Annotated in this window: 20 protein-coding genes; 14 read left to right on the forward strand and 6 right to left on the reverse strand. The window is 43.8% G+C overall.

The window, feature by feature from the left end; all coding sequences use genetic code 11:
- Positions 1–86 precede the first annotated feature (86 nt).
- Together LMH68_RS13810 and napF are read left to right on the forward strand one after the other, a co-directional pair.
- A complete protein-coding gene (locus LMH68_RS13810; RefSeq protein WP_017060995.1) occupies positions 87–653 on the forward strand; it encodes a molecular chaperone in 567 nt (188 codons plus the stop codon).
- A complete protein-coding gene (gene napF / locus LMH68_RS13815) occupies positions 653–1168 on the forward strand; it encodes a ferredoxin-type protein NapF (protein WP_065585169.1) in 516 nt (171 codons plus the stop codon). Before LMH68_RS13810 ends, napF begins: the two co-directional genes overlap by 1 nt.
- A gap of 172 nt (positions 1169–1340) precedes the next feature.
- Here napF and yfaE read toward each other — a convergent pair whose 3' ends face one another.
- The 4 genes from yfaE to ubiG all read right to left on the reverse strand — a co-directional run bounded on the left by yfaE (position 1341) and on the right by ubiG (position 6390).
- A complete protein-coding gene (yfaE, locus tag LMH68_RS13820) occupies positions 1341–1619 on the reverse strand; it encodes a class I ribonucleotide reductase maintenance protein YfaE (protein WP_010438115.1) in 279 nt (92 codons plus the stop codon).
- The gene (nrdB, locus tag LMH68_RS13825) at positions 1619–2752 is read right to left on the reverse strand and encodes a class Ia ribonucleoside-diphosphate reductase subunit beta (protein ID WP_017063554.1); all 1134 of its coding nucleotides are present in this window, start codon (positions 2750–2752) and stop codon (positions 1619–1621) included. The genes yfaE and nrdB overlap by 1 nt, the downstream gene beginning before the upstream one ends.
- A gap of 103 nt (positions 2753–2855) precedes the next feature.
- Positions 2856–5138: a class 1a ribonucleoside-diphosphate reductase subunit alpha gene (gene nrdA, locus LMH68_RS13830; protein WP_017060992.1), complete on the reverse strand. Its 2283-nt coding sequence runs from the start codon at positions 5136–5138 to the stop codon at positions 2856–2858.
- Between the two features lie 508 nt (positions 5139–5646).
- Positions 5647–6390 (reverse strand): bifunctional 2-polyprenyl-6-hydroxyphenol methylase/3-demethylubiquinol 3-O-methyltransferase UbiG, encoded by a 744-nt coding sequence (ubiG, locus tag LMH68_RS13835; protein WP_170926849.1) that lies wholly within the window; start codon positions 6388–6390, stop codon positions 5647–5649.
- Positions 6391–6648: 258 nt separating this feature from the next.
- On the opposite strand from ubiG, the gene gyrA reads away from it, so the two are divergent.
- Together gyrA and LMH68_RS13845 are read left to right on the forward strand one after the other, a co-directional pair.
- A complete protein-coding gene (gene gyrA / locus LMH68_RS13840; RefSeq protein ID WP_017072500.1) occupies positions 6649–9291 on the forward strand; it encodes a DNA topoisomerase (ATP-hydrolyzing) subunit A in 2643 nt (880 codons plus the stop codon).
- Positions 9292–9460: 169 nt separating this feature from the next.
- Positions 9461–10090: a tetratricopeptide repeat protein gene (locus tag LMH68_RS13845; RefSeq protein WP_136973602.1), complete on the forward strand. Its 630-nt coding sequence runs from the start codon at positions 9461–9463 to the stop codon at positions 10088–10090.
- Positions 10091–10115: 25 nt separating this feature from the next.
- Here LMH68_RS13845 and LMH68_RS13850 read toward each other — a convergent pair whose 3' ends face one another.
- Together LMH68_RS13850 and nrfA are read right to left on the reverse strand one after the other, a co-directional pair.
- Positions 10116–10460 carry a rhodanese-like domain-containing protein gene (locus tag LMH68_RS13850; RefSeq protein WP_017063559.1) on the reverse strand — a complete coding sequence of 115 codons (345 nt, stop codon included), beginning with the start codon at positions 10458–10460 and terminating at the stop codon, positions 10116–10118.
- A 125-nt stretch (positions 10461–10585) separates the two neighbouring features.
- Positions 10586–12016, reverse strand: a complete 1431-nt coding sequence (gene nrfA, locus LMH68_RS13855) for an ammonia-forming nitrite reductase cytochrome c552 subunit (protein ID WP_229647076.1) — start codon at positions 12014–12016, stop codon at positions 10586–10588.
- Between the two features lie 482 nt (positions 12017–12498).
- On the opposite strand from nrfA, the gene nrfB reads away from it, so the two are divergent.
- The 10 genes from nrfB to LMH68_RS13905 all read left to right on the forward strand — a co-directional run bounded on the left by nrfB (position 12499) and on the right by LMH68_RS13905 (position 21824).
- Positions 12499–13083, forward strand: coding sequence for a cytochrome c nitrite reductase pentaheme subunit (gene nrfB / locus LMH68_RS13860; protein ID WP_008222036.1), 585 nt, complete (start codon positions 12499–12501; stop codon positions 13081–13083).
- 3 nt (positions 13084–13086) lie between these two features.
- A complete protein-coding gene (gene nrfC, locus LMH68_RS13865) occupies positions 13087–13773 on the forward strand; it encodes a cytochrome c nitrite reductase Fe-S protein (protein ID WP_061040186.1) in 687 nt (228 codons plus the stop codon).
- Between the two features lie 2 nt (positions 13774–13775).
- Positions 13776–14750, forward strand: a complete 975-nt coding sequence (gene nrfD, locus LMH68_RS13870) for a cytochrome c nitrite reductase subunit NrfD (protein ID WP_029222996.1) — start codon at positions 13776–13778, stop codon at positions 14748–14750.
- 128 nt (positions 14751–14878) lie between these two features.
- Entirely contained in the window at positions 14879–16804 is a 1926-nt protein-coding gene (locus LMH68_RS13875) for a heme lyase CcmF/NrfE family subunit (RefSeq protein WP_229647075.1), read from the forward strand.
- Positions 16785–17339 (forward strand): DsbE family thiol:disulfide interchange protein, encoded by a 555-nt coding sequence (locus LMH68_RS13880; protein WP_229647074.1) that lies wholly within the window; start codon positions 16785–16787, stop codon positions 17337–17339. The genes LMH68_RS13875 and LMH68_RS13880 overlap by 20 nt, the downstream gene beginning before the upstream one ends.
- Positions 17336–17776, forward strand: a complete 441-nt coding sequence (nrfF, locus tag LMH68_RS13885) for a heme lyase NrfEFG subunit NrfF (protein WP_229647073.1) — start codon at positions 17336–17338, stop codon at positions 17774–17776. The genes LMH68_RS13880 and nrfF overlap by 4 nt, the downstream gene beginning before the upstream one ends.
- Positions 17777–17865: 89 nt before the next feature.
- A complete protein-coding gene (locus LMH68_RS13890) occupies positions 17866–18042 on the forward strand; it encodes a hypothetical protein (RefSeq protein ID WP_017063565.1) in 177 nt (58 codons plus the stop codon).
- 249 nt (positions 18043–18291) lie between these two features.
- Positions 18292–18888: a GTP cyclohydrolase II gene (locus LMH68_RS13895; protein WP_009848836.1), complete on the forward strand. Its 597-nt coding sequence runs from the start codon at positions 18292–18294 to the stop codon at positions 18886–18888.
- A gap of 176 nt (positions 18889–19064) precedes the next feature.
- The gene (locus LMH68_RS13900; RefSeq protein ID WP_017063566.1) at positions 19065–20324 is read left to right on the forward strand and encodes an imelysin family protein; all 1260 of its coding nucleotides are present in this window, start codon (positions 19065–19067) and stop codon (positions 20322–20324) included.
- Between the two features lie 111 nt (positions 20325–20435).
- Positions 20436–21824 (forward strand): di-heme oxidoredictase family protein, encoded by a 1389-nt coding sequence (locus LMH68_RS13905; RefSeq protein WP_229647072.1) that lies wholly within the window; start codon positions 20436–20438, stop codon positions 21822–21824.
- Positions 21825–21839 lie beyond the last annotated feature (15 nt).

Raw genomic sequence — 21839 nt, forward strand, 5'->3', positions numbered from 1 at the left:
TATGAATTGAATGTATAAAATAGATCAAAGAATGAAATGAGTTAATTAATATAATTATCTTTAAACCTATAACGGTATAAATAATAATGATTATCGATACGCATAAATTATTGGGTTCGCTATTTTATCAAGCGACAAGTAAAGAACAGTTAATCACCATTGTCGAAGCTTTGGTTGAGAGCGAAGTACTCTCTGAAGAATGCTTGCAGGCATTAAGAAGCGAAGACGAAGATGCGCTCGCAGCAGAGTTCAGCCGCCTGTTTGAAGGCGTTGGAGACATGCCAGCTCCGCCTTGGGGTTCTGTGTACCTAGATAAAGACCGCGTTGTGTTTGGTGCTTCTACGGTTGAGTATCGCCAGTTTTTAGAATTGAATCAGATTGAATTAGACACTGGGTTAAGAGAGCCGGAAGATCAATTTGGTTTAATGTTATTCGCTCATGCGTATTTGTTAGAAAATAATAATATTAATTCAGCTGGTGAATTACTTGAGGGTCACTTATTAACTTGGTCTTCTGTTTATTTAGAAAAACTAAATAAAGCATCAGAGTTATCTTTTTATAAAAAGCTATCGGTTGATGTAATAGATTGGTTTAAGTACTTAATATCTGAATATAATTTAAACGTTGCTACTAAAAAGTTATATATCGACTAATGTCTGAACAAATAAATTCAAATAGACGCGGTTTCTTAACTCGACTTTCTAAACCGGTTAAAGCAGCCGCGAATTATGAAGAGATATCACAGCGCTTGCATGCAAGACCGCCAAGAGCGGTCGATGAGGTGCTGTTTGAGCGTCTTTGCGACGGTTGTGGATTGTGTGAACAATCGTGTCCAAATAGCGTTATTGAGATGCTAGAGGGCAGTGCGCTGCTGAATTTGGATTACAACAGTTGTTCTATGTGTAACAAATGCACTGAAGTGTGTCGGACCGGCGCACTTCATCCAACGGCCACGCCTTATATCGACCTCAAGCCGAGCTTTGCGGATAGCTGCAATAATTACATGCAAATGGACTGTTCAGCATGCCAAACGGCGTGTTCAGCTGGTGCAATACACATCGAAGTAGGAGAGTTGCCTACAGTGGACAAAGATAAGTGTAACGGCTGTGGAGAGTGCCGAAGCGCTTGTTATATTGGCTCTGTGACTCTTAACCTGACTCAGCAATAAACGTTTGGCTTTGTATGACACAAGCCAACAGGAATATTTGGTTGAGTGATAGACGAGTCGCTTTAGATACCTAAAGACATAAATAGAAAAGGGTCCGCATTCCTAAAGGAAGCGGACCCTTTTTTGATTCTTATTGACGATATTCGAACAAAGTGACCTAAAGCCAGCTGGCTTATGCGCGTTTTTGCTTGTTTCTATGAATAACGTTACTCAGCGATAGCTCAGTCTTTGCTTTACAGATACAAGGCAATATCTCATTACCTTGCGTGTAAGCCATAGCAAAACCAACGTACTCGACCTCACCAGAATCCAACGTGCAGCGGCAAGCGCCACAGTGACCATCTCGGCAGTTGTATTCTGGCTCTAACCCAGCTTGTTCCATTGTTTCCAACAGAGTGTTTGAAGGGTTAGATTCAATTGAAGTCAGTTTGTTGATTTTGATTGTTGGCATTACAGCTCAAATCCTTCAAAGTCGTCAGCTTTTACTTCGTTGTCGATTTGGCCAACTAGGTAAGAACTGATTTCTGCTTCTTGTGGAGCAACTTGAACGTTATCTGAAGACAACCAAGCGTTGATCCATGGAATTGGGTTCGACGTTGCTGCTGGGTAAGCCGTACCTAGGCCAACAGCCTGCATACGGATGTTGGTAATGTACTCAACGTATTGGCAAAGAATGTCTTTGTTCAGACCAATCATAGAGCCATCTTTGAATAGGTATTCTGCCCACTCTTTCTCTTGCTCAGCCGCTTCTTTGAATAGGTCGAAACACTCTTGCTTACACTCTTCAGCGATCTGCATGAATTCAAAATCATCTTGACCATTGCGTAGCAAGTTGATCATGTGCTGTGTACCAGTAAGGTGAAGGGCTTCATCACGAGCGATTAGCTTGATGATCTTCGCGTTACCTTCCATTAGCTCACGCTCAGCGAATGCAAATGAACATGCGAAACTTACGTAGAAACGAATCGCTTCTAGTGCGTTTACAGACATTAGACATAGGTAAAGTTTCTTCTTCAGGTCGTGAAGTGAAATCTTAACGTCTTCGCCGTTGATGCTGTGGTTGCCTTCACCGTAGCGGTGGTAGTCAGCCGTTAGCTTGATTAGGTCGTCGTAGTAGAAAGCGATGTCTTTAGCACGCTTCAGAATCTCTTCATTTTCAACGATGTCGTCGAATACTACGCCTGGATCATTCACGATGTTACGGATGATGTGCGTGTAAGAACGAGAGTGAATCGTTTCAGAGAAAGACCAAGTTTCAATCCAAGTTTCAACTTCTGGTAGAGATACCAATGGAAGTAGGGCAACGTTAGGGCTGCGGCCTTGGATTGAATCTAGAAGCGTTTGGTACTTCAAGTTAGAGATGAAGATGTGCTTTTCATGCTCAGGAAGCTTGTTGTAGTCGATACGGTCGCTAGACACGTCTACTTCTTCTGGACGCCAGAAGAAAGAAAGCTGCTTCTCGATAAGCTTTTCGAAGATTTCGAATTTTTGTTGGTCGTAACGTGCAACGTTTACCGACTGACCCAAGAACATTGGTTCTTTTAGTTGGTCATTTTTTTGCTGAGAAAAAGTACTGTAAGCCATAAATGCCTCAAATCCTTTAAAGACCCGTAATAAAACGGACCCTGTTAATGCTTTAAACCCAGAGAAGATAACTCTTCTCTGGGGTCTTAATGTTTATTGCGGTTTAGATCTTACAACCGCCGCCTTCACAATCTTCTTCCGGCACTTGAACTGCATCGCCTTGGTCGTCTTTAGCACCATCACGAGTGTTATGGTAGTAAAGCGTCTTAACACCGTACTTGTACGCTGTTAGTAGGTCTTGAAGCAGCTTCTTCATTGGTACTTTACCGCTGTCGTAAACACTTGGGTCATAGTTAGTGTTTGCAGAGATAGCTTGGTCAACGAATTTTTGCATGATACCCACTAGGTGTAGGTAACCGTCGTTAGAACCAATGTTCCAAAGTAGCTCGTAGTTCTCTTTAAGATTTAGGAAATCTGGAACCACTTGCTTAAGGATGCCGTCTTTCGATGCTTTCACTGATACGTAACCACGTGGTGGCTCGATACCGTTAGTCGCGTTCGAGATTTGAGACGATGTCTCAGAAGGCATAAGCGCTGTTAGCGTAGAGTTACGCAGACCGTGCTCCATGATCTCTTCACGTAGAGAATCCCAATCGTAGTGCAGTGGCTCTTCACATACTAAGTCGATATCTTTTTTGTAAGTATCGATTGGCAGTAGGCCTTTCGCGTAGTTGGTCTCGTGGAAAGATGGGCAACGGCCTTGCTCTTTCGCTAGTTCAACAGATGCTTTTAGTAAGTGGTATTGAATTGCTTCAAAAGTACGGTGAGTCAGGCCATTCGCGCTGCCATCAGAGTACTTAACACCATTCTTCGCTAGGTAGTATGCGTAGTTGATTACACCTACACCTAAAGTACGACGGTTCATTGTCGACTTGTATGCAGCTGGAAGCGGGTAGTCTTGGTAATCAAGCAGTGCATCTAGAGCACGAACAACCAGCTCAGAAAGCTCTGCTAGGTCGTCCAGTTCATTGATTGCGCCAAGGTTGAATGCTGAAAGCGTACATAGTGCAATTTCGCCTTCGTCATCTTCTACGTTAGAAAGTGGCTTAGTAGGAAGCGCGATTTCTAGACATAGGTTCGATTGACGAACAGGTGCTACTTCAGAATCAAACGGGCTGTGTGTATTACAGTGGTCAACGTTCTGAATGTAGATACGACCAGTAGAAGCACGCTCTTGCATTAGCAGAGAGAAAAGCTCAACGGCTTTAACCGTTTCACGCTTCACTGAAGGATCGTTTTCGTACTTAACGTATAGCTCTTCAAAACGGTCTTGGTTTTCGAAGAACGCATCGTAAAGGCCAGGTACGTCTGAAGGTGAGAACAGGCTGATGTTGCCACCCTGAACTAGGCGAGAGTACATAAGCTTGTTCAGCTGTACGCCGTAATCCATGTGACGAACTCGGTTCTCTTCAACGCCGCGGTTGTTTTTCAGTACTAATAGAGACTGAACTTCACCGTGCCATAGTGGGTAGAATACCGTTGCTGCACCGCCACGAACACCACCTTGAGAACAACATTTTACTGCTGTTTGGAAGTATTTGTAGAAAGGGATACAGCCTGTGTGGAACGCTTCACCATTACGGATTTCAGAACCAAGCGCACGGATACGACCTGCGTTGATACCAATACCAGCACGTTGAGATACGTAACGAACAATTGAGCTTGCTGTCGCGTTGATTGAATCAAGGCTGTCACCACACTCGATCAGTACACAAGAACTGAATTGACGAGTAGGCGTACGTACACCAGACATGATCGGTGTAGGTAGAGAAATCTTAAACGTAGACGATGCGTCGTAAAAACGTTTGATGTAGTCAAGACGAGTCGATTTCGGGTATTTAGCGAATAGACACGCAGCAACTAAAATGTAAAGGAACTGAGCACTCTCGTAGATTTCTTTCGTTACACGGTTTTGCACGAAGTATTTACCTTCGAGCTGCTTAACCGCTGCGTAAGAGAAGTCTAAGTCACGTTTGTGGTCGATGTACTCGTCAAGCTCTTCGAATTCAGCTTTCGTGTAATCTTCCATAAGGTGGCTATCGTATTTACCCATATCAACCAGTTTTGCAACGTGGTCATACAGTGCAGGCGGCTCGTATTCGCCGTACGCTTTTTTACGTAGGTGGAATACAGACAGACGTGCTGCTAGATATTGGTAATCAGGAGTCTCTTCAGAGATTAAATCCGCTGCTGACTTGATGATAGTTTCATGAATGTCAGTAGTGGTGATGCCATCGTAAAACTGAATGTGAGCTTTCAATTCTACTTGTGATACAGAAACATTGTGCAAGCCTTCAGCTGCCCATGTAATCACGCGATGGATCTTCTCTAGATCGATCGTTTCTTTGCGCCCGTTACGCTTGGTAACAGTAAGTTGTTGGTTCATTCTGCTTAATTTCCCTAACAAAACTGAACAAGGCCGTGTTTTTGTGTATTTCTGTGTAATTTTTGTAAATTACGTTTCGGCTTTGTGATCTTGGTCTACCCATACATTGTAGTTCAAACACAACATATAGGGGTCATTTGTTTGTTGGGTTACAAGATAGTGCTACAACTGATATTTTTCAAGGTAAAGAAATGGGGTTGCTTGTGGATAAGTGGTGGATTGAAAAAAAACTGTAAGTGACCACTAACTGATGAGGTTATATGTGACTTGATTGTATAAAAGTCGGCTTTTAATGATGCTTTATTTTTGCACGCCCATAAAAAAAAATTCCTTGATCTTTGGCCAAAATGGGCGATTGATTTTAGGCGATTAAATTTAAATCGAGGTGGTCAAAATGGAAGCTAGCGCACGAAATTTAGACTGAAAAAAGTCGCAAAGTTATGGTAATTGCAACTCTTTTCATTCGTCTTTTTTACAAAAGGTTTTACGGTAGGGCTACCGATATTTTTTAGCCAAAGTTTTGCGTGTGGACGATGTAGTTTACGTCTACATTTGTGCCTAAACGATAAGTGTCCGTAAGAGGATTGTAGTGCAGCCCTGTAATCCCTAGTTCTTGCAGCGGAGTGTTATCGACCATCTTGATAAGTTCTGCAGGGCGAATGAACTTCTCGTGCTCATGAGTGCCCTCAGGAACAATCTTAAGTAGCTTTTCTGCACCAACAATAGCGAACAGGTAAGATTTGAAGTTACGGTTCAAGGTAGAGAAGAACACGTGGCCGCCCGGTTTCACCAATTTCGAACAGGCAGTGATAACAGATTGTGGGTCAGGAACGTGTTCAAGCATTTCCATGCACGTTACCACATCGTACGTCTGTGGGTTCTGTTCTGCGTGGTCTTCGATAGTGCTCTGGATGTAATCGAGCTTGGTGCCCGTTTCTAATGCGTGAAGGCGCGCGACTTCTAGCGGTTCTTTACCCATGTCTAGGCCTGTCACTATCGCACCTTCAACCGCCATGCTTTCTGCAAGAATACCGCCGCCGCAGCCAACATCGAGGACTTTCTTACCAAATAGGCCTTCAGTCTTCTCTAATACGTAATTTAGTCGCAGTGGGTTGATTTGATGTAGTGGCTTAAATTCGCCTTCTAGATCCCACCAGCGTGACGCCATGTCTTCGAATTTCTTGATTTCTGCTGGGTCTACGTTCTGTGATTTAGTCATAATCGGCATTTCCAAGTTAAATAATGCATCCATGAAATTGCAGGCATTATAACTTGCCTTTTCGCGCTGACCAGAAGATCTACAATTTTGCTAGTTTATTGGATGTAAAGTGACCATGTTTCAGCAAGATATGATGCGGAGGTGCAATTTCTCATCAATTGATTGGCTACAAGGGTCACAAGATGGTAAAAGGAGAGGGAAAGTGATGCCTCCGTAGGTAAATTTGTGTTATATTTTTCGGTCTTATACGTATTCAAAAATACGATCTGACTATAGAGGGAAAATGGCTCTATGAGCGATCTAGCGAAAGAGATCACGCCCGTAAATATTGAAGATGAGCTTAGAGGTTCATACCTAGACTACGCGATGTCCGTCATCGTTGGTCGTGCCCTTCCAGATGTGCGTGATGGCCTAAAACCTGTACACCGCCGCGTTTTGTTCGCGATGAATGTACTAGGTAATGATTGGAACAAACCATATAAAAAGTCTGCTCGTGTAGTAGGTGATGTAATCGGTAAATACCACCCACATGGTGATAGTGCTGTATACGATACTATTGTTCGTATGGCGCAACCGTTCTCACTGCGTTACATGCTAGTTGATGGCCAAGGTAACTTTGGTTCTATCGATGGCGACTCCGCGGCTGCAATGCGTTATACCGAAGTTCGTATGGCGAAAATTGCTCACGAGCTCCTGGCTGACCTTGATAAGGAAACTGTGGATTACGTACCGAACTACGATGGTACAGAACAAATTCCAGCAGTACTTCCTACAAAAATTCCTAACCTATTGGTAAACGGTGCTTCTGGTATCGCAGTAGGTATGGCTACCAACATCCCACCACATAACCTTGGTGAAGTTGTTGATGGCTGTTTAGCATTTATCAATAATGAAGATATCACTATTGATGAGCTAATGGACTATATCCCTGGTCCTGACTTCCCAACAGCAGCACTTATCAGTGGTCGTAAAGGCATCGTAGATGCTTACAAGACTGGCCGCGGTAAGGTTTACATGCGTTCAAAAGCGGATATCGAAGTAGAGAAGAATGGTAAAGAAACCATTATCGTTACTGAGATCCCTTACCAAGTAAACAAAGCTCGTTTGATCGAGAAGATTGCTGAACTGGTTAAAGATAAGAAAGTAGAAGGCATCAGTGCACTGCGTGACGAGTCTGATAAAGACGGTATGCGTATTGTTATTGAATGTAAGCGTGATGCAGTAGGCGAAGTGGTTCTTAACAACCTATACGCTCAAACTCAACTGCAAACGACTTTCGGTATCAACATGGTTGCGTTGAATAACGGTCAACCACAGTTGTTCAACATCAAAGACATGCTTAAGTGCTTCGTAGACCACCGTCGCGAAGTTGTGACTCGTCGTACTATCTTCGAATTGAAGAAAGCACGCGACCGTGCACACATCCTTGAAGCATTGTCTCTAGCACTTGCTAACATTGATGAAATCATTGAACTGATCAAGAGCGCGCCAACACCAGCAGAAGCTAAAGTTGGTTTAGTGTCTCGTGGTTGGGATCTTGGTAACGTTGCTTCAATGCTTGAGCGTGCAGGTACTGACGCAGCTCGTCCTGATTGGTTAGAAGACCAATACGGCATCCGCGATGGTCAATACTTCCTAACGGAAACACAAGCACAAGCTATTCTAGAACTTCGTCTTCACCGCCTAACAGGCCTTGAGCACGAGAAGATTCTAGACGAGTACAAAGCCCTTCTAGAAGAAATCGCTGAGCTAATGCACATTCTTGCAAGCACTGAGCGTTTGATGGAAGTTATCCGTGAAGAACTTGAAGCAGTACGTGAAATCTATGGCGACGAGCGTCGTACAGAAATCACAGCGGCAGTTCATGACATCGACATGGAAGAGCTGATTGCTCAAGAAGACGTTGTAGTAACGCTTTCTAACGCAGGTTACGTTAAGTACCAAATCCTAAGCGACTACGAAGCTCAGCGTCGTGGTGGTAAAGGTAAGAGTGCAACTAAGATGAAAGATGAGGATTACATTGAGCGTCTGCTTGTTGCTAATACTCACGATAACATCCTATGTTTCTCTACTCGTGGTAAGACATACCGTCTGAAAGTTTACCAACTGCCATTAGCAAGTCGTACTGCTCGTGGTAAGCCTATCGTTAACATTCTTCCTCTAGAAGAAGGTGAGCGTATCACGGCTATCCTGCCTGTTTCTGAGTTCTCTAACGAGAAATTCATCTTCATGGCAACGGGTGACGGTACTGTTAAGAAGACATCACTGGATCAGTTCGCAAACGTACGTGCTAACGGCCTAATTGCAGTTAACCTACGTGACGATGATTCACTGATTGGCGTTGACATCACTAACGGTGATAGCGACATCATGCTGTTCTCTAAATCGGGCAAAGTTGTTCGTTTTAACGAGGACAAAGTACGTGCAATGGGCCGTACTGCCTCTGGTGTTCGTGGTATGAAGCTTCCAGAAGACGATCAAGTAGTATCGTTGATTGTTCCTTCTAACGAAGGCGATATCCTAACTGTGACTCAAAACGGTTACGGTAAGCGTACTGAACTAGCTGAATACCCAACGAAAGGCCGTGCAACGCAAGGTGTGGTTTCTATCAAAGTCTCTGAACGTAATGGCCCAGTTGTTGGCGCTGTTCAAGTTGAAGAAGGCGACGAAATGATGATGATCACCGACGCAGGTACGCTAGTACGTACTCGCGTTGCGGAAGTGAGCCAAGTTGGTCGTAACACTCAAGGTGTAACACTGATTCGTACTTCTGACGACGAGAACGTTGTAGGTCTACAACGTATCGACGAAGTAGAAGAAGCTGAGGTTGTTGAAGGCGAAGCTGAAGTAGCAAACGCTGAAGCAGCAGTCGTTTCTGAATCAAGTGAAGAGCAAGCATCAGACGCTTCTGATAGCGAGCAAGACACTGAGTAATCTTTCACTTCTATAAATAGAAGTTGAGACAAAAAGCCGAGCCATTGTGCTCGGTTTTTTATTACCTAGAATTTGGCTGTGACTTGTTTAAAAGCCAATAGCTAAACCTCGATCAATATTGTTTTAGTGAGAAAAAGGTACAGTAAAGCGTCAATGAAAGGAGAATGGAATGGATATCTGGTTACTGATTGCTTTGCTGCTAATGAGCCTATTTCTAGTGGCAATCGTGATCGCATCAAACAGAAAAACCAGTCATCTTAAAGGCAACCTCCTTATTTCATGTGTGGCGATATTAGCCAGCATTCTGGTTTGGTCTCAGATGAAACAAGAAGCCCCTCAACTTACTTCAAGTGACGACAGCAGCTATACAGCAACAGATTTCCAAAATGAACTTCAGCAGAGCCTGGAGGAGGACCCTAATCAATCAGACCTTTGGTTTAAGCTTGGTGGTGTTTATATGCAGAAAGGGGAGTTTGACGCTGCATTTACCTGTTACGACTATGCGATTCGTTTAGACCCACAGGCGCCTTCAGGGCTTTATGCAGCTAAAGCGAGCGCCTTGTATTACCTAAGTTCACAGGCGATGAGTGATGATGTGAAAGTGCTCTTAAATCAATCCATGGAGCTTGATCCCAACGATCGTACGGCATTGATGTTGATAGCGACCGATCACTTCATCAGTATGCGCTACCAACAAGCGATCGATGCTTGGACTCAAATTCTCGATTCTAACCAGAAAGGCATTGATCGTGTCTCTATTATCCATTCGATCAACCAAGCTAAGCAAATGATCCGTTAAACGGGCACTATCTGTAATTTCGAGATTATTTGCTTTCTTGCATCTCAATTAAACCGCCAGCGTTGTGGATCTGTGTAAACCCTTGAGCTTTCAAATACTGGTAAGCTTGTCCTGAGCGGTTACCACTGCGGCAATACAAAACGATAGGTTGAGCTTTGTCTATGCTGGCAAAGTGCGTAGCGACTTCAGAAAGAGGGTAGTTAATCGCATTGTCCAGATGACCTTGCTTGAACTCTCCTGGTGTCCTGACATCAACGACCAGCGCACCTTCCTCAATCATTTCCCACCCAGTTTCTGCTCGTTCTGAGGCGTGAAGTCCTGAACTTGTTAATGCGATGCATAATGCCGAAAGCGAAAGTAAGTGCTTCATTCTTTGTTCCTTGAATTAGCTAAAAGGTAATGTGAAATTGGGACGGTTGAGTGCGCCCAAATCTAAAAAACCAGCCACACCTTTACAGTGTGACTGGTTTTATCTTATTGGTCTATTTGAAGGAACTAGTATTCGTAGTTAGCTTCACGCTTTTCAGCTTGCTCTTCCCACTTAGGAACCACGGTGTCTAAGAAGTGTTGCTTCTCAGCATTCATCTTATCCATGTCCATTCCAAGCGCTTTTTGAGCCGCTTCTTTGGTCGAAATATCTGGAATCTCGATTGGATCAGTGATGCCTTTCTTCGCCAGTAGACGAACAATCTTAGTTCGAGCATCGGCTGCGCGGTCAACGGCAGTACCTAGTACTTCTAGAGCGATTTCAGGGGCGTGCATATGAACACCATGAGATGCAATAGCGTAGTCCCAGCGCCATTGAGCATGACGAATATCCAGTAGGATAGGTTCCATCTCTTGCTCGGTCGCACCCGCTTCCCATGCTGCGCCAGCTTCAAAGTGAGCGGCTACGATTTGTTTCTCAGCAGTCAGCTTCATGTTCAGCACTTGCGCTTTACGGCTTGAAACGATGTTACGCATGGTCTCTTTAGATTGAGTGTGACAGTTTGCACAGGTATCTTCGAAGCGGTCGAATGGGTTACCCACTTTATGGTCGGTATAAACGGTGCCATCTTCTTTGGTCACTTTCGGCATATGACAGTCAGCACAAACGACTTTGTTCTTACCGTGGATGCCTTCGCGCCATGTTTCGAAGCCTGGGTGCTGTGCTTTCAGCATTGGCGCTTTCGATACTTTGTGCGTCCAATCTTTAAAGCCGATTCCATCGTAATACTCTTCCATTTGCTCAACACGAGTCCCTTTGTCCCAAGGGAACTTCACGCCTTTAGTTGGCCCTGTGAAGTAGTATTCCACGTGGCACTGAGCACAAACAGAAGCTTGTTGGTCTAAACGGCTTTGCTCATCAAACTTTTTACCAATCGCTTCAAATGCACGTTCAACATAAGGGCGTGTCACCTTCAGTGCTGGCTCACCATTTTTAAAGCCTTCGCTTTGGGTATCGTGACAATCTGCACAGCCAATAGGATTCACAATCTCGTTGCCAAGACGTGCCCATTTACCTTCAAAATAACCGTCTTCACCACGCTCTTCGATAACACGTGCTACGTCTGGGCTTTTACAACTCCAACACGCCATTGGCATAGGGCCTGAGCTTTCGTCGGTCGGACCGCCAGTACGCAAGGTTTGTCTTACATCGTCAATCGCATAGAAGTGGCCGCGCGCTTTGTTGTAGTCTTTTGCGAACCCGTAGCCAGCCCACATGATCACCATATTTGGATCTTCTTTTAGCGCATCTTCAATAGTTTCACTTTCTGACGTTTGTCTCCATGAGTGGTATTGATCAGGGTGGTTTTGCTCGAACTGGTCGTTACGAGGATCACCAATTTCTTTTTGTTCAGACGCAGCAAAACTGGTCGCGCTTACTAGTGATGCGCTAACCATTAATAATGCTGTGACGGAATTACGTATCCAATGCTTTTTCACAGTGATATCTCCAATATACTGATTTTTATACCAAGCGTTGTGAGTTTGCTATTCAAATTAAGAACTGGAGAATTGCTGTTTATATTAATTCATAAATAAACACATTTTGTTACGTGTCGGATGTTTGCTTGTTTTAGATCAATTAATGACAGTGACTTCAATCACGTTGAAGTTTATATAACCCTAAAGGGGTATGTGGACATCAAGTTAGACTGGTCTTATTGAGAATTATTATCATATATAACAAATAATTACCCGACATGCCCTCACTATAAATAGGGTGATTGTGTTCACATATTACCCTTTGTATATTTCGCTTTACCTAATTAGGGGTATATTCTAAATATAGAAAGCGTTGTGGCTTATCCAAAATAAGAATTGATATCATTTAAGCGGTAATAATATCGTTTAAGGGTACTTTTGTTTAACCGGAATATTATTTAGTTGAGAGTTAAATAATGCCGGTATAAGGAAAGGATAAAATGGGCAATATTAAATTGGCCATAGTCATAATGCTTAAATCCCTTCTAGCATTCTGCCTCTATGGTTATTCCATTCATGCTGTTGCAGAGCCTGCTGTTACGCCAGTAGGAGAGTCAACAAGACATGAAGTCGAATTAATACGTGACAAAGATTACAAGTGTGTCCAATGCCATAAAGATTCTAAAGAAACGGTATTTGGTTCACATGGTGAGAGTGCGCACGCTTTGCTTGGCCGTGAAGTGAATTGCACAGATTGTCATAGTTCTATTGGCCCCGATCACCGTGATGGTGCACCTGAGGTGGTGAAGTATCGCGCGGCTCAATCACAACCCGGAACCGAAAAGGTTTTCCTCGATCCTAGCTTAATCCTAGATGCCAACAGCCAATGTATAGATTGTCATAAGCCTGATGATCTGCGCGAAGCGAGCTGGACCCACGACGTTCATGCGCAAAACTTAACGTGTTCAAACTGTCACGATGTGCATGCGAGTGAAGCGAAGGTGCTTGGCTTAGATAAGAAGCAAACCATCAAGCTGTGTGTGGATTGCCATTCAGACTTCAACCAGAAGAAAGAAGGGGAGTAATCTATGAGCTGCTCAAGAAGAAACTTTTTAGCTGGCGCGGGTGCCGTTATTTTTACTACAGGTGTTGCGGGAACCGCAGCGGTGACAAGTCGTAAAACGTTGGCCAATGTTCAAGAGGATGGGGCTAAACGTTATGGAATGATTCATGACGAAACCGCGTGTATTGGTTGCACAGCTTGTACAGAAGCTTGTCGTGAAGTAAACAAAGTACCTGAAGGTGTATCGCGCTTAGAAATTATTAAGAGTGAGCCCCAAGGCGAATATCCCAATGTTGATTACCGTTTTACTCGTAACTCTTGCCAGCATTGTGATAACGCACCTTGTGTGATGGTTTGCCCAACAGGCGCGGCCTACAAAGATGAAAAAACCGGCATTGTCGACGTTCATCAAGAGAAGTGTGTCGGTTGTGGTTATTGTCTATTGGCTTGCCCATATCAAGTGCGCTTTTTCCATCCTGAGAACAAATCCGCAGATAAATGTAACTTCTGTCGTGATACCAATCTTGCACAAGGGAAGTTGCCTGCTTGTGTCGAATCTTGCCCGACCAATGCGCTGGTCTTTGGCGATCTAAATGACCCTGAGAGTGAGATAAACCAGGTGCTTCAATCTGAGGTGGTTTACAGAGATAAAGCTTATCTAGGTACTCAGCCAAAACTCTATAAAGTGCCACACCAAAAAGGGGAGATTTGATTATGAGTGCATGGGACGCAGCTTTTCAGTCTGGTACCGTGGTATGGGACTGGATTATAGCAATCTATCTATTTCTCGCGGGGATGTCGGCGGGTGCCGTAATGATCTCCATTTACCTAAAGCGTAAGGTTATTGAAGGCGATCCTGCTCATAATGGTGTGCTAAAGGCCACGGCTTTTCTTGCGCCATTTGGGATCATTTCAGGTCTGCTTATCTTGGTTTTCCACCTGACAAAACCGTTATCCTTTTGGAAGATCATGATCTTCTATAATCCAACGTCTGTGATGTCGATGGGTGTGATCTTATTCCAAGTATATATGGTGATCTTATTCCTTTGGATCGGTATTATATTTAGAGATCAAATAGTCGTGTTCTTGAATGATCAAGCATGGCTAAAAGGGCGACTTGATTTTGTCGGTAATTGGATTGGCAAATTAGAAGTGTTTGAGAATGCTCTGGAAATATTCTTAGCTGTTCTTGCTCTTATGCTTGCCGCTTATACCGGATTCTTGCTTTCAGCTTTAAATACTTTCCCACTATTGAATAACCCAGTACTGCCGATTTTGTTCTTGTTCTCGAGTTTATCTTCGGGTGCGGCGGCGTGTATTTTATTTGGTGTGTTGGTCTTTAAAGAATCACCTCATAGCCCGAGTATTTCATGGATCCACGGATTTGAACGTCCGGTAGTGATGTTTGAATTGTTTGTTCTGATTACTTTCTTTACTGGGCTGATCTTTGCTGGTGGTCAAAGTGAGCAAGCAGTATGGAATGCAATTGGCAGTGGCTTCTGGGCAAGTTGGTTCTGGTATGGCGTCATCGGTGTTGGGATGGTTTTACCGTTGTTGCTGAATGCCGTTACGCCGACTTCAATTCGCCATAGCTCGGTGTATATTTTCTCCGTGACTTCGCTAAGTCTAATGGGCGTATTAATGCTGCGAACTTTTGTCCTTTATGCAGGGCAGTTAACGATAGCTTAATTTTGCTCAAGTTTATTAGTGAGCAGATGTTGGATACTAAATATCTGCTTATTAATGAACATGCTTTAAATAAACATGAGATGCGTGTTCAGATCGGCTCTGCTCAAGCGGAGCCTTATTGAGGTGATATGGTCGGTTCTTTGGGGCTGTTTAGTTTAGTGTTGGTTGCTGTACTCAGTAGCATTATTGGTGTGCATTCGTTTTATCAAATGCTAAACAAACGGACGCAAAATATAGGTTTAATCCGCAGTTTCTCTCTTTCAAGTGCATTGTTTTCTCTCACTTCTGTCACATTGCTTGGCTATGCTTTTGTCAGTGATGACTTCTCTATTCTCTATGTCGCTGAACATTCAAATACTCAATTACCCTCATTTTTTAAGCTCGCAGCCGTATGGGCTGGCCATGAAGGTTCCTTGTTATTTTGGGTGCTGACGATCAGCGTCTGGTCTGGCGTGATCGCCTTACAAAAACACTATTCGAATGAATACCAAAGCCGAGTGCTGTGGGTGATGAACCTACTGCTCGCGATATTTGCTTGGTTCACGTTATTCGCATCAAATCCGTTTGAAATGAACTCGATCTTGCCGCTAGAAGGGCGTGACCTTAACCCAATGTTGCAAGATGTCGGTCTGATCTTTCACCCGCCATTACTTTACCTTGGCTATGTCGGCTTTTCTGTGGTGCTGGCATTTGCAGTTGCCGCTTTGCTGGTTGATCCAATTGAATTTGATTGGGTTGCTCATTGTCGCAGTTGGTGTCTAGCCGCTTGGATCTTTTTAACTGCAGGGATCATTCTTGGTTCTTGGTGGGCGTATTACGAATTAGGCTGGGGCGGCTGGTGGTTCTGGGATCCTGTTGAAAATGCCAGCTTGTTGCCGTGGCTTACTTCAACAGCTTTACTGCACAGTCTAGGCGTTGCTAAGGGCAAACAACAGCTCTTGAAATGGTCTCTCAGCCTTGCTTTCATTACGTTTTGTTTGAGTATCTTAGGCACCTTTATTGTTCGTTCTGGCGTATTAACGTCGGTGCATGCTTTTGCTGTTGACCCAACCAAAGGTATCGCACTGCTACTTATATTAGTGTTGGTACTGGTGAGCTCATTTTCTCTGCTTATCATCAGAGGAGAGTCTTTTGAATCTAACCCGATTACTAGCTTCGCGAGTAAGAGCTTTTTAAGTTTAGTCGCGGTGCTCATCTTTGTCCTGGCGACCGCTGTTGTGGTGTTTGGTACGTTTTATCCAATGGTCTTTGAACTGCTTGGGTTGGGGAACATATCGGTAGGTGCGCCTTACTTTAATCTGTTGATTGCTCCTTTGGCTTTGCTTGCGTTAGCCGTCGTCGGCTTAGCCCCTTTACTGAGTATTAAACCTCAAGCGACTAAAGGTGTTATTTCATCGCTAGCTGTGGCGTCATCGGTACTTGGTTATGCTTGTTATTCTTGGCAAGTAGAACAGGTACAACTACAAGTGATGGCACTGCTGACTTGGGGCCTCGCATTCTGGGTGTTACTCACTCATGTTTACGGCTTAGTGGTTACCCGAAGTTCTAAGTTCCAACGCAAAGTCTGGGTGATGACCTTTGCCCATGTTGGGGTTTCAGTGTTAGCGGTAGGTGCCGCGATGAATAGCTACCACTCGTTTGAGCGCAGCTATAAGTTAAGCCCGGGTGTAGAACAGGTGGAATTCATGGACTGGACGCTTTCTCATCGTGATACCGAGCTCTATGTCGCCTCCAACTTTACTGCAGAAAAAGCGATACTCGAATTAGATGCTAGCGAGCAAAGCTTTTCCATCGCGCCAGAAAGAAGACACTACCAAGTTCGTGTTATGAACATGAGTGAGCCTGCAATGAAGTGGTTCTGGCATGGCGATGTTTATATCACCATGGGCGAGAAAGTCGATTCCACCGCTTACGCATTTCGTGTTCAGTATAAGGCGTATGCGCGCTGGATCTGGTTTGGTGGGCTGTTCTCCATTATCGGCGCTTTGCTCTCATTGACTCATCGTAAAAAGAAAACCGTTAAGGCGTCACAGTATGCATACCAGCGTTCGTAACAAGCTAATTACTCTAATTGCCTTAGCATTGATTGTGGTGCTGGGATTTGTCTTTGCGCTTGATAATAAGCAGCAGTCGACCATTGTGTCTGAACAACAAAGGGCATTTCCAGAATTTACATCGACTGCGTTAGTGAATAGTGAAGGCGTCAATGGTCAGCAGAAAATTACGCTTACTGATGTCACGCAGCACCCTTATCAACTGGTTAATGTATGGGCATCTTGGTGCGGGATATGTAAAACCGAACATTCATTTTTGCTTCAACTTCACGATAAAAGCATTCCCATCGTTGGGCTCAATTATCGAGATAACTCTGGGGCTGCGATTAACGTGTTATCGAACGATGGCAACCCGTACTCAACCGTGATCAGTGACCCTCAAGGCAAGTTAGCATTAGAGTTGGGCGTAATCGGCACACCTGAAACGTATTTGGTTGATGCCAATGGCCAGATCATTAAAAAGCTATTGGGCGTGATTAATGAAATGGTATGGAAAGATGAGCTTGCGATGTATTTTGATGGTGTGAATGGATGATGAAGTCTCTAGTACAAACCTTGTTTATGCTGTCAGCTCTTTTAGTGATTAGCCTTTCAACCATGGCTGAAGATCTGTTTACTGCCAGTAATAAAGAGACGAGTATTCAAGTTGAACTGTTTGAGTTTGAAAACCCAGAACAACAGCAACGTGCTATTAGCTTGGCGAAAACGTTACGCTGCCCACAATGTCAAAACCAAAATCTGATTGAATCCAACTCACCAATAGCAAAAGACTTACGCTTTGTTGTGTTCAATATGGTGAAAGCAGGGAAGAGTAATAATGAGATTACTCGATATATGACGGAAAGATTTGGTGAATTTGTACTTTATAAGCCGGCGATGAAGGTTTCAAATCTATTACTTTGGTTGCTACCGAGCCTATTATTTCTCTTATTTATATATTTATCAGTAAAAAGTGTTAGGAAGAGCTCATAAAAATTGTGTATTACTGTTTACCAATTGACCTGTATTTTGTAACATTGACCGATTATAAAGGCTAAGCACTGCTATATAAGGATGTATCTGTGGATAACGTAATCTCAAATTTAAAGAAAGAGTTCCATACTCATGTCCGATCTGATAAATGGGCAGAAAAATACAGTGCAAAGTCGAGCATTTCTACGCTTACTCAAGAAGAGTTAACCGAATTAGAGAACGCTTGGGTTCAGCTTGTCATCTGGAAGCAAACTCAAGTAAGTTGATCGTTCTGTAAAAAATCGTAGTCTTAGTCGCAACTGATTAATTTATAACCCCATGTTGGTCATCCCAATGTGGGGTTTTTTCTTATGTGAAAAATAATTGTTATATTATAACAATTTGTACGAGGTCGACCTTGAAAAAAATTGTTAACAGCCTCATAGTGTCTATCATTAGATAGTTAGCTACAAAATATTGCCTAGACATATAATGTAGTGTTGTTAAATACATCGAATTTTCAAGTGAGTATAGCTATGGCGGAAGTGCGTGCCAGAATAGATTTCAAAGTAGGAGTAACAAGCAGTATAGATGCTGAACTTCTGTCTTTTCATGGATTGAAAACAGATAAAGAGCATGTTGCTGTGATATTTAAATCAGCAGACAAGACACAAGACATACCTCTTGTTCGTATGCACTCTGAGTGCCTGACTGGTGATGTTTTCCATTCTTCTCGCTGTGACTGTGGCGAGCAGTTAGACGAAACCATTAGAATTATGGGTGAGACGGGTGGGGTGATCCTTTATCTTCGCCAAGAAGGTCGTGGTATTGGCTTGTACAACAAAATCGATGCGTACCGTCTGCAAAGCGAAGGCATGAACACCTATGAAGCCAACAACCACCTAGGTTTTGGCGATGACCTACGCGATTTTACTGAAGCTGCTGAAATGCTACGCGCCTTAGGTACTACAAAAATCCGCTTAGTCACCAACAACCCTAAGAAGATCAATGAGCTAAAATCTTTTGGTATTGAGATTGAAGAAGTGGTGAATACCTCTGCTCATATCAAATCGGGTAATGAAAGCTACCTGAAGGCAAAAGTCTCACACGGTAAGCATAATCTGGATATCTGATTAGCCTCTTTGTTACGCTTAACATAAAAATGTTTAAAGACCTCACATATGTGAGGTTTTTTTGTATTTATCTTGCAATAAAATTGTAAGTTTGTATTATTCCAATCCGTAGTGCAAATGATAATGGTTTGCACTATTACTACGAATAATAATTTAAAGCTCAACAAGGATGCTTCATGACCATTAAATCTTTAGTGACAAAAGCCGTAACTTCGTCACTCATTTTTGCCTCTGCTTCTTCTTTCGCAGCAGTAACTCAAGATCAAGTTGTAGAACATTACGCAGATATTGCGCATGCAGTGTTTGCAGATTCAGTAATTACAGCAAAAGCGTTGAACTCTTCTATTGATACCTTCTTAGCTTCCCCTTCTGCTGGCAACTTCGAACAAGTAAAACAAGCTTGGCTTGAGTCTCGCGTACCATACCAACAGTCAGAAGTTTTCCGCTTCGGCAACGCTGTTGTTGATGATTGGGAAGGCCAACTGAACGCATGGCCACTTGATGAAGGCCTGATTGATTATGTTTCGACTGATTACCAATATGAACTTGGTAACGAAGGCGCTAGCGCAAACATCGTGGCTAACAAGACTTTCCAAATTGGTCAGACTACCGTTGATGCAACCAACATCACCCCTGAGCTAATCGCAGACTTGAACGAGATCGGTGGTTCTGAAGCGAACGTAGCGTCTGGCTACCACGCAATTGAATTCCTACTTTGGGGCCAAGATTTAAACGGTACAAACAGCGGTGCAGGTGAGCGTGCTTACACTGATTTCGTTGTTGGCGCTGAGTGTACTAACGGCAACTGTGACCGTCGTGGCGCATACCTAAAAGCATCTGCTGAGCTACTTATCCAAGACCTAGAGTGGATGGAAAAGCAGTGGGCTGAAGGCGAGAAAGGTAACTACCGTCAAGAACTGCTTTCTGAATCTAGCGAAAACGGCCTACGTAAAATGTTATTCGGCATGGGTTCACTGTCTCTTGGTGAGCTTGCTGGTGAGCGTATGAAGGTGGCTTTAGAAGCTAACTCTACTGAAGATGAGCACGACTGCTTCTCTGATAACACGCACAACTCTCACTACTACAACGAGCAAGGCATCTACAACGTTTACACGGGTCTATACAAGCGTGAAGACGGTACTCTGCTTTCCGGCCCAAGCCTGTTCGACCTAGTAGAGCAAAAAGATGAGCAAGCTGCGAAAGAGATTCAAAAGCAGTTTGACCTAGCACGTGCACAAGTAGGCGAATTAGTAACGTCTGCAGAGAAAAACAACCAGCACTTCGATCAGCTAATCGCTGCTGACAACGCTGCGGGTAATGCACTAGTAAACAAAACAATTGTTGCGCTAGTGTCTCAAACAGCGGCTATTGAGCGTGCTGCGGGTGTGATTGGCATTGATAGCCTAAACCCAGACACAGCGGATCACGAGTTCTAAGAACCCGAGCCGACACAAATGTAAGGGCTCTGATTGAGCCCTTAATTGTTTGATCCTCAAGAAAGCCACACCCACATAAAAACTAAAATCAAAAACACAGCAAGGCAATGTATGAAGTCGTATCTCTCAGCCTCACTATTAACCGCACTGTTTTTAGTATCTCCATTACACGCTCATGAAACCTACTCTGGCGGCAAAACGACCGTGAAGAAAGAAGGAGCGAACGCTTTTTCCCTTCCCGCAGCCAATCTACCAATGAGTAAGCGCTTGGATTTCAGCGTAGGTAATAGCTTCTTTAGAAACCCTTGGGTTCCTGCACCGTCATCAACCGATGCTCGTGATGGGTTAGGACCACTATTTAATACTAACGGCTGTCAAAACTGCCACATCAAAGATGGTCGTGGTCACGCGCCAGAAGAAGGAGATGAGAACGCAGTATCCATGTTGGTTCGTTTAAGCATTCCGGCTGAAACGCCTGAGCAGCGACAAGCCTTCATTCGAGATGGTGGAATTCCAGAGCCGACGTACGGCGGTCAGCTACAAGATTTTGCGCTTCAAGGTGTAAAACCAGAGGGCAAAGTGAACATTAGCTACACGGATGTTCCTGCTGAATTCAAAGACGGCACCGTCGTTACTCTGCGTAAACCCACTTTAAATATTACTGAACTTGCTTTCGGCGAGATGCATCCTAAGACCGAGTTTTCAGCTCGAGTGGCGCCGCCAATGATTGGTCTTGGTCTGCTTGAAAGTATCCCACAAGAAACGATTCTAGGATTTGCAGAGCAGCAATTTGCTGACAAGCAAGGTGTGTCGGGTAAAGCTAACTATGTTCTTGATGTTCAAACCAATGAAATGGCGCTAGGTCGTTTTGGTTGGAAAGCCGGGCAGCCAAACTTAATGCAGCAAAACGCGGCGGCATTTAACGGTGACTTAGGCCTGACAAGCCGCTTATTTCCGAATGAAAACTGCACATCAGCGCAATCAACCTGTGATGATTTTCCAAATGGTGGCGAGCCAGAAGTCAGTGACAACATCTTAGATTTTGTTGAGTTCTATTCGCAGCATCTCGCGGTACCTGTTCGTCGTAATGTCGATAACCCAGCGGTTGTTCAAGGTAAAAATCTGTTCAAAGAGATTGGTTGTCAAAGCTGTCACCAAGCTGAAATTCGCACGGCAGAGCGAGAAGGTCTGTCTGCATTATCTAATCAATTAATTAGCCCATATACCGATATGTTACTGCACGATATGGGAGAAGGCTTAGCCGACAATCGCCCAGAGTATCTAGCAAACGGTCAAGAGTGGCGTACCACACCACTTTGGGGATTAGGTTATACCAAAGAAGTGAACGGTCATACGTTCTTACTTCATGACGGTCGCGCAAGAAACGTTATGGAAGCGGTACTTTGGCATGGTGGTGAAGCAGAAATGGCAAAACAAAAAGTATTAGCTTTGAGTAGCAGTGAACGCGAAGCACTACTAGCGTTTTTGGACTCATTATAGGCTGTCTTGAATTCA

The sequence above is a fragment of the Vibrio sp. F13 genome, assembly GCF_020806305.2.
In the GTDB taxonomy this organism is placed as follows: Bacteria; Pseudomonadota; Gammaproteobacteria; order Enterobacterales; family Vibrionaceae; genus Vibrio; species Vibrio crassostreae_C.